Source organism: Lujinxingia vulgaris, assembly GCF_007997005.1.
In the GTDB taxonomy this organism is placed as follows: Bacteria; Myxococcota_A; Bradymonadia; order Bradymonadales; family Bradymonadaceae; genus Lujinxingia.
On the sequence record NZ_VOSL01000051.1, the window covers coordinates 13,296 to 30,183 of the forward strand.

Annotated in this window: 10 protein-coding genes; 8 read left to right on the plus strand and 2 right to left on the minus strand. The window is 63.2% G+C overall.

The window, feature by feature from the left end; genetic code table 11:
* The first annotated feature begins 53 nt into the window (after positions 1–53).
* The 6 genes from FRC96_RS11325 (at position 54) to FRC96_RS11350 (ending at position 11,589) form a co-directional block, all read left to right on the plus strand.
* A complete protein-coding gene (locus FRC96_RS11325; protein WP_146974607.1) occupies positions 54–2,369 on the plus strand; it encodes a TonB-dependent receptor family protein in 2,316 nt (771 codons plus the stop codon).
* Positions 2,357–3,499 carry an imelysin family protein gene (locus FRC96_RS11330; RefSeq protein ID WP_146974608.1) on the plus strand — a complete coding sequence of 381 codons (1,143 nt, stop codon included), beginning with the start codon at positions 2,357–2,359 and terminating at the stop codon, positions 3,497–3,499. The genes FRC96_RS11325 and FRC96_RS11330 overlap by 13 nt, the downstream gene beginning before the upstream one ends.
* Entirely contained in the window at positions 3,500–4,840 is a 1,341-nt protein-coding gene (locus FRC96_RS11335) for an HTTM domain-containing protein (RefSeq protein ID WP_146974609.1), read from the plus strand.
* A 172-nt stretch (positions 4,841–5,012) separates the two neighbouring features.
* Positions 5,013–7,007 (plus strand): type I restriction-modification system subunit M, encoded by a 1,995-nt coding sequence (locus FRC96_RS11340; RefSeq protein ID WP_146974610.1) that lies wholly within the window; start codon positions 5,013–5,015, stop codon positions 7,005–7,007.
* Positions 7,004–8,341 (plus strand): restriction endonuclease subunit S, encoded by a 1,338-nt coding sequence (locus tag FRC96_RS11345; protein ID WP_146974611.1) that lies wholly within the window; start codon positions 7,004–7,006, stop codon positions 8,339–8,341. Before FRC96_RS11340 ends, FRC96_RS11345 begins: the two co-directional genes overlap by 4 nt.
* Before the next feature lie 53 nt (positions 8,342–8,394).
* Positions 8,395–11,589: a type I restriction endonuclease subunit R gene (locus FRC96_RS11350; protein WP_146974612.1), complete on the plus strand. Its 3,195-nt coding sequence runs from the start codon at positions 8,395–8,397 to the stop codon at positions 11,587–11,589.
* 455 nt (positions 11,590–12,044) lie between these two features.
* Here the strand turns inward: FRC96_RS11350 and FRC96_RS11355 are convergent, their stop codons facing one another.
* A complete protein-coding gene (locus tag FRC96_RS11355) occupies positions 12,045–12,911 on the minus strand; it encodes a DUF6261 family protein (RefSeq protein ID WP_146974613.1) in 867 nt (288 codons plus the stop codon).
* A 346-nt stretch (positions 12,912–13,257) separates the two neighbouring features.
* On the opposite strand from FRC96_RS11355, the gene FRC96_RS11360 reads away from it, so the two are divergent.
* Positions 13,258–14,190 (plus strand): DUF808 domain-containing protein, encoded by a 933-nt coding sequence (locus FRC96_RS11360; protein ID WP_146974614.1) that lies wholly within the window; start codon positions 13,258–13,260, stop codon positions 14,188–14,190.
* A gap of 9 nt (positions 14,191–14,199) precedes the next feature.
* Here FRC96_RS11360 and FRC96_RS22090 read toward each other — a convergent pair whose 3' ends face one another.
* Positions 14,200–15,453 (minus strand): helix-turn-helix transcriptional regulator, encoded by a 1,254-nt coding sequence (locus FRC96_RS22090; RefSeq protein WP_230470161.1) that lies wholly within the window; start codon positions 15,451–15,453, stop codon positions 14,200–14,202.
* 286 nt (positions 15,454–15,739) lie between these two features.
* On the opposite strand from FRC96_RS22090, the gene FRC96_RS11370 reads away from it, so the two are divergent.
* Entirely contained in the window at positions 15,740–16,816 is a 1,077-nt protein-coding gene (locus FRC96_RS11370) for a hypothetical protein (protein WP_146974615.1), read from the plus strand.
* Positions 16,817–16,888 lie beyond the last annotated feature (72 nt).

A 16,888-nucleotide genomic window follows, 5' to 3' on the forward strand; every position in this document is an offset into this window, starting at 1 on the left:
TTGACCGTGGGTTGGCCCCCTTCGTTGTTCTCTGCCCTTCCCCGGGATGTCTGATGCGTCGTATCCCCCACCTGCTCTCCCCCTCCCTGCTTCTTCTGGCGCTGGCGCTGCCCACCTCCGCGCTGGCTCAATCGACCGACGCCGTTCCCGACACATCGGCGAGCGATGCTCAGCCCGAGGCGTCGCAAAGTCGCGAAAACGCTGAAGAATCCAACACCCCCTCCGAGGCAACGTCCACCGAGGTGACCCGCCAGCGCGCCCGCGCCGCGGCCATCAACGTGGTCGGTGAAGCCCCCGACGATCTGGAGGCGGTGCCCGGCAGCGCCGAGGTCATCACCCGCGAAGAGCTCGAGCGCCAGCGCCCCTTAAACGCCAACGAGGCCCTGCAGATGGTCCCCGGCGTGGCGGTGCAGGATGAGGAGGGCATGGGCCTGCGTCAGAACATCGGCATCCGGGGCCTGAACCCCAACCGCAGTCGCAAGGTCCTGATGCTCCAGGACGGCGTGCCCATCTCGCTTGCCCCCTATGGCGAGCCGGAGATGTATTACGCGCCGCCGATTGAAAACATGGAACGCATTGAGGTGGTCAAAGGCTCGGGCTCAATCCTCTTCGGGCCGCAGACCATCGGCGGGGTGATCAACTACATCACGCCACAGACCCCCGACGAATTTTCGATGACGGCCGACCTCTCGGGCGGCACCTACGGCTTTGGCTCCGGGCGCTTCTCGGTCGGCGACACCCACGAGGGTTTTGGCTACCTGGTCAGCGGCATGCACCAGCGCTTTACCGGCCCGCGCAACCTCAACCTGGTGCGCAGCGACTTTAACCTGAAGCTCTCCGGCAACCCGGCCGACAACCAGGCGTTGACCTTCAGCCTGGGCATCTACGACGAGACCTCGGCCTCGACCTACCTGGGGCTGACGACGCCGCAGTACGAAACCAACCCCGATTTTAACTTCGCCGAGAACGACCAGTTCACGCTGCGCCGCTACGCCGCCGCGCTCACCCACGCGGCGTTTCTGGGCGAGAGCGCCATCCTGGAGACGCGTTTCTACGCGCATAATATTGCGCGCAACTGGCGCCGCCAGGACTTCGACCGCACCGACCGCGGCTTCGACTACGAGCGCATCATCGACGGTCAGGGCCGCGACATCACCGGCAGCGCCAGCGCGCCCGAAGACGGCTCGACGATCTTCTTTCGCGACTCCTCCGGCAACCGCAACCGGGAGTTCAACGTGGCCGGCGTCGAGCCTCGCCTCACCCTGGCCTGGAGCGCCGGCGCGCTGACCAGCGAGCTGCAGACCGGCGTGCGTTTTCACTACGAGCAGACCGATGAGGAGCGCATCAACGGTGAGCACGCCGCCTCCTCCTCGGGCGTGATCTCCACCGATCAGGAGCGCCTGGGCTACGCGCTGGCCGCCTACGCCCTCAACCGCTTCATGCTGCTCGACGAGCGCCTCATCGTCTCCCCGGGCGCGCGCCTGGAGAGCCTGTGGACGAACCAGATCTTCTACCGCCGCCCGGTGGAGCAAGAAGGTGGCGGCACCGCACCCACCGATCTCAACCCGGCGCCGGAGAACCCCAACCACATCATGGCGCTGCTGCCGGGCGTGGGCGTCTCCTTTGAGGTGGCTCGCCCGCTGATCCTCTTTGCCGGCGCGCACCGAGGCTGGGCCCCGCCCCGCACCAAAGACGCGGTGACCACCGACGGCGACTCCATCACCCTGGAGGCCGAGTCCTCCTGGAACTACGAGCTGGGCGCGCGCCTGCGGGCCAACACCTGGCTCTCGGCCGAGCTGGCCGCGTTTTTGCTCGACTTCCAGAACCAGGTCGTCGCCCCCAACGAGGCCGGCGGCGCGGTGGCCGAGGGCGTGGTCAACGGCGGCGAGTCGACCCATATCGGGGCGGAGGCCAGCGTGAGCCTGGATGCGGGCCGCGCGCTGGGCCTGAGCTTCGGCATCCCGGTGATGGCCAACTACACCTACGTGCACAGCGAGTTCGGTGAGGGCTGGAGCGGCGCGCTATTAGGCCAGACGCTCCCCTATGCCCCCGAGCATCAGGTGGCCGCCCGCGTGGGCCTGGTGCACCCCTCGGGCCTCACCGTGCAGGCCGACGCCAACTACGTCGGCGCGCAGTACACCGACAAGGTCGAGTCCGAGGAGCCCTCCACCGACGGGCTTCGCGGGGTGATCGACCCGCGCTTTCTCCTGGGCGCTCAGGTCTCCTACACCTTTGAGCCTTTGAACCTGACGGTCTACGCCGTCGCCAAGAACCTGCTGGATCAAACCTACATCGCTTCACGCTCGCCACGGGGCATTCAGCCCGGCTTGCCTCGACACATCTTTGGAGGACTTCGATGGACGCACTGAATCGCACGACGCTTCGCAACATCACCGCTTTTTCCGCCGCGGCCCTGGCGGGCATGGCCCTCGTCGTGGGCTGTGGCGAGGACGAAGCCGAGTTCGACCGCGGCGCGGTCATCGAGGGCATGGGCACGGGCGTGATCATGCCCACGGTCGACGCGCTTCACGCCGCCTCGCAGGAGCTGGACACGGCCGCGCAGACCTTCTGCGACGCCCCCGACGCCACCACGCTGGAGGCCGCGCGCGACGCCTGGCTCGCCGTCAAAGCGCCGCTGAAGCGCTCGGAGTCCTTCTCCTTTGGGCCGGCGCGCGTGCCCCGGGTGCAGATGTCGATGAACGTCGACAAGTGGCCCGGCCGCGGTGAAAACATCGAGGCGGCGCTCGACACCGAGGCGACCATCGATGAGGCCTACCTCACCAGCCTCGACTACCGCGATCGCGTCTATGGCTACCCGGCGGCGGGCTACCTGCTCTTTGGCGCCCCCGAAGGCGCCGCCGACACCCTGGCCGCCTACACCGACGCGGCGTACCTGCCCGAGAAGCGCTGCGAGTACCTGCTGGCCGTCACCGACCACGCCGCGGGCATCGTGGCCGAGTACCACAACCGCTGGTCGCCCGAGGGCGATGGCTACCTGACACAGTTTGTGGAGGCGGGCTCTTCCGACGCCTTCCCCTCCGAGCAGGACGCGTTCACGGCCGTCACCGGCACGATGCTCTTCGCCCTGGTGCAGATCTCCGAGATGAAGCTCGGTGTCCCCCTGATGGGCAATGAGGGCGCGCCGAAACCCGAAGAGGTCGAAGCCCCCTACTCCAACACGTCTGTCGACCACGCGCTCTGGGCCTTTGAAGGCGTGGAGCGCCTCTACCTCGGCACCGACGAGGCGATGGGGCTGAGCGACTACGTGCAGTTCCGCCAGGCCGCCGGCAACGTCGACCAGACCGTGCGCGAGCGCATCGCGGCGGCCCGCAGCGCGCTCGAAGCCCTCAACGCGCCCCTGGCCGAGACGGTCGTCAACGACGCCGACGCGGTGCAGGCCGCCATCGACGCCGTCGATCAGCTCAACCAGGCCCTCAGCGGTGAAGTCTCCACGCTCCTGGGCATCAACCCCACGACCGTGGAAGGCGATAACGACTAAATGCGCGCCCTCTTCGCTCCGGTCCCGGCCTCCGCGCTGGCGTTTTTCCGCGCCGCCTTTGGCATCGCCATCTTCATCGGCGCGACCCGCTATCTGGGTTACGGCTGGGTCACCGAGCTCTATGTCACCCCCGAGTACCATTTCACCTACTGGGGGTTTGACTGGGTGAAACCCTGGCCCGGCATCGGCATGCACGTCCACTACGCCCTGATGGGCGTGTTGGGCCTGTGTGTCGCGGCCGGGCTTTTTTACAGGGCGAGCATCACGCTGGTCTTTGTGATGTTCACGTATGTGGAGCTGATCGATAAGACCGCGTATTTAAACCATTATTATTTCGTCAGCCTCGTCGCCCTGCTGATGATTTTCATGCCCCTGCACCGGGCCTACTCGCTCGATGTGCGGCGAAAACCGGAGCTGCGCCGCGACTGGATGCCGGCCTGGTGTGTGTGGATCGTGCGTTTTCAGCTGGGCTGCGTGTACGTCTTTGCGGGCATCGCCAAGCTCGAAAAAGACTGGCTCGTGCATGGCGAGCCGATGACGATCTGGCTGGCCGCCCGCACCGATTTTCCGCTGGTGGGCCACCTCTTCGATCTGCCCTGGCTGGGGCAGGCGATGAGCATCGCCGGGTGCCTCTTCGACCTGACGATCGTGGTCTTTCTCCTCTGGCGCCCCACCCGGCTGGGGGCCTACCTGACCGTGGTGGTCTTCCATGTCGCCACGGGGCTCTTGTTTAACATCGGACTCTTTCCGCTGATCATGATCGCGCTCACGCCGATCTTCTTTGATCCGGACTGGCCGCGCCGGCTCTGGGCGAAGTTCAAAAAAGTGCCCTACCAGGCCCCCGAGCTCCCCGAGCATCTGCCGGCTCGCTCACCCCTGCTTCGCCAGATTGGCACGGCGGCGCTGGCCCTCTACGTGGCGGTACAGCTCGCTCTGCCCATGCGCCACCTGCTCTACCCGGGCAACGTGCTCTGGAACCAGGAGGGCTGGCGCTTCTCCTGGCGGGTGATGCTCATCGAGAAGAGCGGCTTTTTGAAATTCAACGTCCGCGACGCCAACAGCGAGCGCCGCTGGGTGGTCTACCCCCGCACCTTCCTCAACGACCGCCAGCTCCAGCTCGCCACGGGCAGCCCCGACATGATCCTGCAGCTCGCCCACCACATCGCCGAGGATTTTCGCAGCCGCGGGGTCGCCGAGCCGCAGGTCTTTGCCGACGCCCATCTCTCCCTCAACGGGCGGCCCTCCACCCGCTTTATCGACCCGAAGGTGGACCTGGCAAAAGAGCCCCGGGGGCTCACCCATTTTGATTGGGTGCTCCCGGAGCTGAGCGCGGCGCGTTGACGGGGTGGCGGCTTCGCCTTGACCCTTCCATAACCTTCGTCTTACCTATCATCCCCCCCATGTAAGGGTCGCTTCGCTTGTTTTTACCGGCTTGAGGCGCCGCTTTGCTTGATGCAGTCCACATCCCTCGCTCGGTCAAACTGGCGAGGTGGTTCATAGCAGGAGTACCCGCGTGAATACCGAAAACCACTCTCAAACCGCCGCGTTCTTATGGTCCGTCGCCGACCTCTTACGCGGCGATTTTAAGCAATCGCAATACGGCCGCATCATCCTGCCCTTCACGCTCCTGAGGCGTATGGAATGCGTGCTCGAGCCCACCAAAGAAGCGGTCTTGAGCGCGGCCGCGGCCCATCAAACAAAGCCGGACGCGGTGCGCGAAATGCTGCTGCTGCGCGCCGCCGGGGACCTGCAATTCTTCAACGCCTCGCCGCTCACGCTGGCCACGCTCTCGGACACCCAGACCGCCGCGGATCTGATGAGCTATGTGCAGTCGTTTAGCAGCGACGCGCGCGAAATCTTCGAGCATTTCGAGTTCGAGAATTTCGTGCAACAGCTCCAGAACGCCAACCTGCTCTATATGGTGGTGCAACGTTTTGCCGCCACCGACCTGAGCCCGAAGCACATCAGCAATTTCGGCATGGGCATCATCTTCGAGGAGCTGATCCGAAAATTCGCCGAGAGCTCCAACGAGACCGCCGGGGAGCACTTTACCCCGCGAGATATCGTCCACCTCACCACCTCGCTGGTGCTCACCGGCCAGGACGAAAAGCTCGCCCCCCACAAGATCGTCACCATCTACGACCCCACCGCGGGCACCGGCGGCTTTTTGTCGGAGGGCGACGAATACATCGAATCCATGACCCGCCAGGTCACGGTCTCGCTCTTTGGCCAGGAGCTCAACCCCGAGTCCTACGCGATCTGTAAGGCCGATATGCTCATCAAGGGCAAAGAGGTCTCGCAGATCAAGCTCGGCAACACCCTCTCCGACGACCAACTCGCCGGCACCAAATTCGACTTCATGCTGAGCAACCCGCCCTTTGGCGTCGAATGGAAGAAGGTCAAAAAGCAAATCACCCGCGAGCATAAAGAGCGCGGCTTCAACGGGCGTTTTGGCCCCGGCCTACCGCGGGTCTCCGACGGCTCGCTGCTTTTTTTGATGCACCTGGTCAGCAAAATGCGCGACCCGCAGGACGGTGGATCGCGCATCGGTATCATCCTCAACGGCTCGCCGCTCTTCACCGGGGGCGCGGGGTCTGGCGAGTCCGAGATTCGGCGCTATCTGCTGCAGAACGACCTGGTCGAGGCCATTATCGCCCTGCCCACCGACATGTTCTACAACACCGGCATCGCCACCTATGTATGGATTCTGTCCAACAAAAAGGCCGCCGATCGCCGGGGCAAGGTCCAGCTCATCGACGCCAGCGCCGAGTTCGCCAAAATGCGCAAATCGCTGGGCAGCAAACGCCACTACATCACCGAGGAGCAGATCGACCAGATCGTGCGCCTCTACGGGCGTTTTGAGGAGACCCCAACCAGCAAAATCTTTTCCAACGACGCCTTCGGCTACCGCCGCATCACCGTCGAGCGCCCGCTGCGCCTGAACTTCCAGGCCAGCCCCGAACGCCTCGCCCGCGTACCCGAAGAGCGCATGATCGAAAAGATGGACGAGGACGACCGCGCCGAGCTTATGCAGGCCCTGCAGACCCTCGACCCCGACGAGCGCTACTTGAGCCGCCCCCGCTTCAAAAAGGCGCTTAAAAAGGCCCTGAAGGCCCACGGTATCGAGCTGCGCGCCCCCGAGCGCCGCGCCGTCCTCAGCGCCCTGAGCGAGCAGGACCCCGACGCCGATATCTGCCTCGTCCCCAGCGGCAAATACAAAGGCGATATCGAGGCCGACACCTCCCTGCGCGACTACGAGAACGTCCCCCTCGGCGAGTCGGTCTACGACTATTTTGAACGCGAGGTAAAACCCCACGTCCCCGACGCCTGGATCGACGAAGACAAACGCGATGAGTTCGACGGCGAGGTCGGCATCGTCGGTTTTGAGATCCCCTTTAACCGCCATTTTTATGTGTTTGAGCCGCCGCGCCCGCTTGAGGAGATTGACCGGGATTTGAAGGCCTGTACGGACCGGATCAAGCAGATGATCGAGGAGTTGTCGGCATGAGTTATTCTAAATATCCAGCGTATAAAGATTCTGGGTTGCGATGGTTAGGCAAAGTTCCAGAGCATTGGGAGATAAAACGTCTTGGACACTATTTTGAGGACCGACGCGAAAAAGTTAGTGATAAAGATTTCAAACCATTATCAGTAACTCAACATGGTGTTGTCCCACGGCTTGAAACTGCTGCAAAAACCCAGAATGGCGACAACCGTAAGAAGGTAGTTCAAGGTGACTTTGTAATCAACAGTCGTTCGGATCGGAAAGGCTCTTCAGGACTGTCGACGATGGATGGCTCCGTTTCCTTAATATACACAGTATTAAAACCATTCAACATCGCAGGAGAATTTGCACATTACCTTTTACGAAGCGAGTCATTTCAAGAGGAATATTACCGTTGGGGAAAAGGTATTGTTGCAGATTTGTGGAGCACAAACTTTTCCGACATGAAAAACATCCCATTAAGCATCCCACCAGTCCACGAACAAACCCAAATCGTCCGCTTTCTCGACCACGAAACCACCCGCATCGACGCGCTGATCGAAGAACAGCAGCGCCTGATCGCATTGCTCCAGGAAAAGCGCCAGGCCGTGATCTCCCACGCCGTCACCAAAGGGCTGGACCCGACGGTGCCGATGAAGGATTCCGGGGTGGAGTGGCTGGGGGAGGTGCCGGCACATTGGAGGATTGGCAGTTTTAGACGATTGGTTTCATCAATAAGTAACGGAACCACCATTAATCAAACTGAAGAAACAACCACCACTATTGCAGTTAGTCGAATTGAAACAATTTCCACTGGTGAAATCAACTTCAACAAGGTTGGCCACATTGATCACGCCGAAGCAATACCCAAATTCATACTAAACAAAGGCGACATACTATTTTCACACATCAACTCGCTCCCCATGGTAGGCAATGTTGCGATCTACAATCACAACGAGCCACTCTTGCATGGCATGAACCTATTGCGGTTACAGCCTCACCGTAACATTGCAAGCAATTGGCTGCACTACTTGTTGAAATCAAAAAACATTCGTCAAGAAGTAGAGAGTCGAGCGAAGCCTGCGATTAATCAGGCAAGTATTTCTATTGACTCAGTCAAAGAAATCCCTGCCCTAATTCCACCAAAGGCAGAACAAACCCAAATCGCCCGCTTTCTCGACAATGAAACAGATCGAATTGATATGTTAGTCTCAGAAGCAAAGAATGGAGTGCGACTCCTCCAAGAACGCCGCTCCGCCCTCATCTCCGCCGCCGTCACCGGCAAGATCGACGTGCGCGATTGGCAACCGCCCACCCCTTCCAAAACGCATGACGTGGAAGAGGCCGAGGCCGTATAAACCCTTTTCTCGCGAACGAAGCCCCTTCGCAGTCCCCACCAAAGGTCGTACCCATGGCGAAAAGCACAGAAGCCCCCTTCCAGCAGGATATCATCGACGCCATGTGCGCCCGGGGTTGGCTGACCGGCCCGCCTAAGGGCTACGACCGCGAGGCGGCGCTCTATACCGAGGATTTCCTCGCCTACTTTAAAGAAGCGTGGCCCAAACGTTGGGAGAAATTCGCCAGGCTAAACCCCAATGGGCCCGAGGCGGTGTTGGTGCAAAAATTGGTGCGGGAGCTGGCGCAACAGGGGGCGCTCAAGGTGCTGCGCCAGGGGTTTAAGGTGCCCGGGGTGCGGGTCGAGACCTGCAGCTTTAAGCCCGACCACGCCATGAACCCGGAGAGCCAGCGGCGCTACGCGTGCAACCGCCTGCGCGTGGTGCCCGAGGTCGCCTACTCGCCGCACGCGCGCACCGGCGCCAACGCGTACAACCCCCGCCTCGATCTGGTGCTCTTTGTCAACGGCATCCCCACCGCCACGCTCGAGCTCAAGAGCGAGTTCAAACAATCGATCGAGAACGCCAAGCGCCAGTACAAACAGGACCGCCCGCCTAAAGACCCGCTGACCCGCAAGGACGAGCCGCTTTTGACCTTCAAGCGCGGCGCGCTGGTGCATTTTGCGGTGAGTCAGAGCGAGGTGGCCATGACCACCCGCCTCGAGGGCAAGGACACCTTCTTTTTGCCTTTTAATCAGGGCAGCGAGGACGACGGGGCGGGCAACCCGCGCCCGGCCGACGACACCCAATACGCCACCGCCTACCTGTGGGAGCGCCTCTTTCAGCCCGACGCCTGGCTTAAGATTCTGGCCCGTTTTCTGCACCTGGAGCAAAAAACGGAGGAGCATTTCGACGGCACGCGCACCGTCAAAGAGACGATGATCTTCCCGCGCTACCACCAATGGGAGGTGGTCAATCGGCTGGTCGAGACCACCCACAAAAAGGGCGTTGGCGAGCGCTATCTGGTTCAGCATAGCGCCGGCTCGGGCAAGTCGAACTCCATCGCCTGGACCGCCCACCAGCTCGCGTCCCTCTACGACGATAGCGGCGAAAAACGCCTCTTTGATTCGGTGATCGTCATTACCGACCGCACGGTGCTCGACGACCAACTGCAAAAGACCATTGACCAATTCGAGCACGCCGCCGGGGTGGTTCAGCCGATCAACCGCGAGATCAGCAGCAAGAGCAAATCCGAGCAGCTCGCCAATGCCCTGCTCGAGCAGAAGCGCATCATTATTGTCACCATCCAGACCTTCCCCGCGCTCTACGACGCGCTGGACAAATACCCCCAGCTCGCCGGCGGTCGTTACGCGGTCATCGCCGACGAGGCGCATTCCTCGCAGACGGGCCTCTCGGCGGGCAAGCTCAAGCAGTTGCTGGGCAGCGAGGGCGCCGACGCCGAGGAGCTCAGCGCCGAGGACCTGATCACCGCCGCGGCAAAAGCGCGCGGGCCCAACGAGCACATCAGCTATTACGCCTTTACCGCCACGCCCAAGGCCAAGACCCTCGAGCTCTTTGGCCGCCTCCCGGACCCGACGCTGCCGCCCGGGCCGGGTAATACGCCCGAGCCCTTCCACCTCTACTCGATGCGCCAGGCCATCGAGGAGGGCTTTATTCTCGACGTGCTGGTCAACTACACCACCTACAGCACGGCCTGGCGGATCGCGCACCCCAATGGCGAGCAGGACGACGAGGTCGACTCCAAAAAGGCGCGGCTCAAATTGGCCAAATGGGTGCGCCTGCACCCGCATAATATCGGGCAAAAGGTCGAGGTCATCGTCGAGCATTTCCGCGCCCACGTGCGCCACCTGCTCGGCGGCCAGGCCAAGGCGATGGTCGTCACCAGCAGCCGCCAGGAGGCCGTGCGCTACCAACTCGCCATGCGCAAATACGTCCAGGATATGGGCTACGACGATGTGCACCCCATGGTGGCGTTCTCGGGCAGCGTTGCCCCCGACGCGGTCATCCCCGAGGAGGTCACCGAGACCAGCAGCCTGCTCAACCCCGGGCTGAACGGGCGCGATCTGGCCAAAGCCTTCGACACCCAGGACTTCAACGTGATGATCGCGGCCAATAAATTTCAGACCGGCTTCGACCAGCCCAAGCTCTGCGCCATGTACGTCGACAAAAAGCTGCAGGGCGTCGACTGCGTGCAGACCCTCTCGCGCCTCAACCGCACCTTTGGCGACGACAAGCAGACCTTCATCCTGGACTTTTATAACGAGGCGGCCGACATCCTGGCGGCGTTTTTGCCCTATTATAAGAAGGCCGAGCTCAGCGACGTGACCGACCCGCAGAAGGTCTTTGATCTGCAAAACCTGCTCAACGACGAGGGCATCTACCAGTGGCAGGAGGTCGAGGCCTTCGCCCGGGCGTTCTTTGACCCCAAAACCCCCAACGCCAAACTGGCCTACTATTGCAAGCCCGCCCACTCGCGCTTCGCCGAGCGCTACAGCGCCGCCCGGGACGCCCGGGAGCAGGCAAAGGCGCGTCGGCGCGACGCGCAGGCCGCCGGCGACAGCGTGGCCATCAACCAGGCCGAGCACGACCTGAAAGTCGCCGGCGAGGAGCTCGACGGGCTGGAGCTCTTCCGGAAAAACCTGCAGAGCTTTGTGCGCCTCTACGAATTCATGTCGCAGATCATCCCCTACGAGGACCCCGAGCTGGAGCAATTGAGCGTTTTTGCTCGCCACCTGCACCCGCTTTTGCGCATCGACCGCCTCTTTGAGGAGGTGGATATCGGCGAGCTTCGGCTGACCCATTACCGTCTCAATAAACGGGCCGAGCAGAAGCTACGCCTGCGGGATCACGATGGCGAACCGCTCAAGCCGGGCTCCGACGTGGGCACGGGCAAGGCGCGCGACCCCAAGAAGAAACGGATCTCCGAGATCATCGAGGCGCTCAACGAGCTCTTCGGCGCCGAGGTCAACGACGAGGATAAATTGCAATACCTCACCGGCATCGCCGCGCGCATGAGCCGTGATGAAAACCTGATGGCCCAGGTGCAGAACAACTCCGACGAGAAGCTTATCGGCAGCTCCGATTTCCCCAAAAGCGTCAAAGACAATGTGTTGGACGCCATGAAGGACCACGAAAAGCTGTCTCTTGAGGTGCTCAATACGGAGAAATCTCAGCGCGCGTTCACGCGCATGGTCTTGCGCTTGCTCAAAGACCCGAAATTTTTGGAGAGCGCGCAATTGCTCAGCGCGTAATCGCCCCCCATACCCCCCCTCCCCCCCACCCACATGCCCCCCCGCGCCCTCCCGGGCCACCGAGGGGGGGATTGGCATGGGGGGCGCGGCGCGCATCTGACGCAAAATTTGCGCTCCTATGGCGTCTTGAGGCCCCTGAGGCCACCACACCCCCCATTCGCATCCCCCCCTGCGCGGCGGCGGTGGCTTTTGGGGGGGCATCTGCATGGGGGGGCCACAGGGGTCGGGGCCCTGCGGCCGGCAGAAAACGCCAGCCTCAGAGCCCCCGGGGGTCTCAAGGGGGCATCGGGATCCCCCCTCTTTTGAAAAACGCGGCGGCGCAGGGGGTATGCAGATCGGGGGCCTGGAGGGGTCGGGGCCCTGCGGCTGGCATAAAATCTCAAAACGCCCCGACGCAAAAACGCCCCGGGCCGCATCAAGCGGTCCGGGGCGTCGTGGTGAGCGTTCGGCGCGGATCAGGGCGTATCAAGCGCGGGGCTGGGGTCGGCGACCGGCTCGGCGACCGGCTCCGCCGGCTCCCCCGCGTTCGGGTCGCTCGCCACCTCGTCGAGCACCTCGCCGGTCTCCGGGTCGATCGGAGGGGCGATGCGCCGGCGCTTATAATACGCGCGCACGCGCTGCTCCTGCTCCTCGACCGGGGCCAGGAGCTTCGCGCGGGTGGCCGGGTCGTGCAGGTAGTCGTTCCACACGCGCAGGATCACGGCGAAATACGCCTCCAGCCCGACGCGGTGGGCCTCCTGGACCTGGTCGTAGGTGATGGCGTTGGTTTTGAGCCCCGAGAGACGCTCGGTGTATTCGGCGTTCACCGTGGTCAGTTGCGTGACGTAGATCTGCAGGCCCAGCGCGTCGATCTGGCTGGAGTAGTCACTGTGAAGGCGCCCTAAAAGCTCATCGATGGCGGCGTTCTGGTCTTCGTAGCGCAGAGACGTGGTCACCCCGACGCCCTCGGGGAAGAGCGCGGCCTGCATCGTGCGGGCCATCTGGCGGTTGGGGTGGTCGAGCTCAAGCTCGGCCCAGTTGGCGATGGCGCGCGCCAGCTGGCTGAGCGCGCGGTCGGCGCGGGCGTCGACCTCGGCGATGCCCTCGCGTTGCAGGGGCGCGGTCTTGCGCTGATTTCGCCAGTCGAAGGTCAGCGACCGGTTTTTGGTGTTCACGGCGATGGCCTCTTCGACCATGCCTTTGAGCGCCGCGTTATCGATCTCGGCCGGCTGCCCGGCCTGCGGACTCAGGCGCGCGTGCTGCTTTTGCAGCGCAAAGAGCATCGCGCCGGCGGTGGGTTGGCGATAGTTCAGAAGGTCCGTCAACTGCACATGTGCGCTCATGGTTCTCTCCATGCAAAGGGACCGCCCCCACTGGGCGAGTCGACAGGTTTTTACTGCGAGTGGAGATACGTTAGGGCGCTCGGGGGTTCGGCGCAACCGGACTGCGTTGCTCGCCAGGCCTTGAAGCTCGGTCTCCTGGATTACGCGCGGGCGCCCACAAGGGGCGCCCCTACGAAAACGCCTCAAAGGCGCATAAATAAAGGGGATTGTTCGACCCTGGGTCGATCGCGAAGCTGACCCGGGGTCGAAGGCCGCTCCCACGCAGGGGTTGCAGTCTGCGCGACTTAAAGCGAGAGTCTGGCGCGCACGGCACACTTCAAAACGACTTTATTCAGGATGGATTGCCATGGCCGGAACAAGCCTGCTTACGCTGATCGACGATATCGCCACGCTCCTCGACGACGTCTCGGTGATGACGAAGGTCGCCGCCAAAAAGACCGCCGGCCTCATCGGCGATGACCTGGCGGTGAACGCCGAGCAGGTCACCGGCTTTGGTGCCGAGCGCGAGCTCCCCGTCATCTTCGCCGTGGCCAAAGGAGCGGCGATCAACAAGGTGATCCTCATCCCGGCCGCCCTGCTGATCAGCGCGTTTTTACCCTGGCTGCTCGTCCCGCTTCTGCTCGTTGGCGGCGCCTTTCTGGCCTACGAGGGGGCGCATAAGGTCCACCACAAGCTCTTTCATAAAGAGGAAGAGGCCCACGAGAAGGAAGAGCTCGTCAAGGCCGCCCGCGACGAGAAGGTCGACCTGGTGGCCTTTGAGAAAGAGAAGATCAAGGGCGCCATCCGCACCGACTTTATTCTCTCGGCCGAGATCATCGTGATTGCCCTGGCCGCCGTCGCCGAACAATCCAGCGATTTTGTCACCCAGCTCGGCGCGCTCATCGCCATCAGCGTGATCGTGGTCGTGGGGGTCTACGGGCTGGTCGCGGGCATCGTGAAGATCGACGACCTGGGCCTCAAGCTCATCAAGAAAAACAATGGCGAGAGCGCCCTGGGCAGCTTCCTGCTCAACGCCTCGCCAAAGATCATGAAGGGCTTAGGGATCTTTGGCACGGTCGCGATGTTTTTGGTCGGCGGGGGCATCTTCTCGCATAATATCGCGCCGATTGAGCACCTCTTTCACGACCTGGCGCACGCCGCCGGCCCGCTTGCCGGAGCGCTGCGCTACGGGCTCGACGGCATCCTGGGCGTGATCATCGGCGCGATCATCGTGGCGATTCTCAGCCTGGGCAGCCGGCTCAAGCCAACCAAAGAAGAGGCGGCCGACGGGGCCGCGTAAGGCGAGGGCTCAGCTCAAGTCGCCGCCACCAAGCCGTCGCACGAGTTCCTCGCGCGAGTTGAGCCCGAGCTTGGTGTAGATGGCGCGGAGCTGGTTCGCGACCGTTCTTGACGAGGTCTCCCGACGCGCGGCGATGTCTTCATTGCTGAGGCCTTCGTAGACCTGACGCGCCACATCGCGCTCCGCCTCGGTGAGCTGCGCCGGCAGGTCGCAGGGCCGGTCCGCGAGCGCAAGCAGCGCGCTGTCCTCCATCGGGACGGGGCTCGGCGCTTCAAAAACCGAGCTGACCAGGCGAATCAGCCCGGCGCGACCTTCGACATTGAGTTTGAGCATCGCCGAGCGCAGCTGCGAGCGCACCGTGGAGGGTGAGAGCCCCAGCTCATAGGCCACCAGCTTGGTGTGGTGGCCGCGTCCCACAAGATAGGCGACCTGCCGCTCTCGCTCGCTCAGACGCACGGTGCTGCGCACATCGACGGCGTTCTCCCGCAGGATCGTGTAGGTGCGCCCGTCGCTGTCGACCACATCCAGCAACGACCAGCGCCCGGCCACCAGCCCCTGCCAGAGCGTCATCGCCTCCAGCGGTCGGTGCTCGGCCAGAGCGTCGGCCTGGCGTCGGGCGGCGATCATGGTGCGGATCGTCTCCCGGCGCGCGGCGGGTTTCAGCGTGGTTTCGCGAACCTCCAGGCGGTCGGTGCGAGGATCGTAGATGGCGGCGGCGCCATCGAGATCGGCCCGATCCAGGCGTTGACGCAGCCTGGCGCCGGCGGCGATATGCGCGGCGACATGCTCCCAGAGGGCACGGCGCGCCGGCTCCACACCCGCGACCTCGTCGCGCATCACGCTGAACATCCACCCCTGGCAGCGCGCCTCATCGACCCGCAGCATCTCAAAATCGATCACGTCGCGATCATGGGCCAGCCGCTGCATATCCGAGTCGTCGCGAAGATCCTCTAAGGCCGGGTGGGCCTGCGCGATCTCCGAGAGGCTGCGGTAGCAATAGGGTTGCTCGTAGGCCAGGCGCGCCCGGGTCGGGTCGAGGTTTTGCAACAAGGCCCGAAACATCGTCTCGTCACCCTCCCAACCTCCGCGGGTGATGAACTCCTCGGGAATCACTCGCCCCTCGTCCACCCGCCAGCGAAACCCCACAAATCCTCGCCCCCGATCAAGCCGGGGCCCCATCATCTCGACCAGCTCGTTGAGCCAACCCTCGTCATCGCCATCGAGGCGGTAGGCGGCGTGGGCAATCTGTACAACGTGACTCAAAACGCTCCTCGCATGATGCCGTAAGCTCGCCGCGCGCTCGTCGAACCACGCGGGTGAAGCTCCAGGGTGCTGTAGGTCCCTCATTATAGGCGTCGGCGGCGGCGCTGACAGCCGACGGCCCCCTGATAGACGAATTGACTATACGCGTGAATGGCCCTTTCGGACGCGCTCATCTGCATGCGGCGGTCGGCTGATGGACACGATGACTATGGCTCGCCAGGCGGCCCCTGCCCTTTGATACGAATTGTCACAACAACCCCAACGACGCTTTGTATCGAGGTGTTTCATGCGTGCAACTCCCTTCACGACCTTTGTTCTTGCGACGAGCCTGCTGCCGCTTCTTCTGCTCGCGCCGGCCTGTGGCGAGGATGCCCCGGCCGACGATGACCCCGCTCCCGTGCAGTCTGATGCAGGCGAAGACGCCGACGCCGGCGAGGACTCGGACGCCGGAGACGATCCCGACGCTGGCGAAGATACCGACGCCGGAGACGATCCCGACGCTGGCGAAGATACCGACGCCGGAGAAGACCCCGACGCCGGCGAAAACAACGACTGCACGCCGGATGGCGCGGGCACCTCGTCCTTCGACGCCCCCATCGCCACCGCGGTTGGCGAAGCCATCTCCGGAGTCGCCGACAGCGAGTGGGACTACTACCGCATCGAGGTCCCCGACCCCGAGGGCTTCTGGCAGTTTGAGCTCGTCGCCGACGACGATGACCTCGACGCGGCGGGCATCGAGATCGAACGCGTCGCCGGATACAGCGATGAGGCCGGCGAAGATCCCTACTGGGACAGCGAGGAGCTCGGCAAGACGCCGGAGGGCTCGGCCATCTGGCGAGGCGCCTACGATAACAAGACGTCTCCTGGCTGGTTCGAGCCCTGGTTTGGCGACGACCTGGAGCCCACCTTCATTCGCGTGCGCGCCGCTGAAGGCCAGAGCTGCACCCCCTACGAAATCAACATCACCTTCGACGACACCTACACCTGCTCGTCCAATACCCCCGGCGGCGGCCGCTCCCTCGACGCCGTTCCGCTGCCCGACTCGCCATTCTACGGCAGCTTCTACTCCCCCGACGTCGGCACCGATGACAACGACTGGTACAGCCACTTCGTCCCCTCCGGCACCGCCCGCTACTACGTCGTGCGCTCCCTCGTGCCCTACCGCTTCGCCCTCACCAACGCAGACGGCATCACCCTGGGCGCTGATTTTGGCGTCATCAACGCCCCCAGCCCCCTGACCCTGGGCATCGCCTATACCGAAGAGGGCACCTACGACTACCTGCTGCGCATGGAGCATATCCACAGCAGCTCGTTCGGGTGTGTGCCCTTCATCATCGACGTGATCGACGAGCCCCACCCCTGAGCGTCCGCTTCGTCTCCCCTCATCCTCGATCTCGGTGTCCGCCGAGCGGGGGTGAGGGGGGGGTGAATGCAG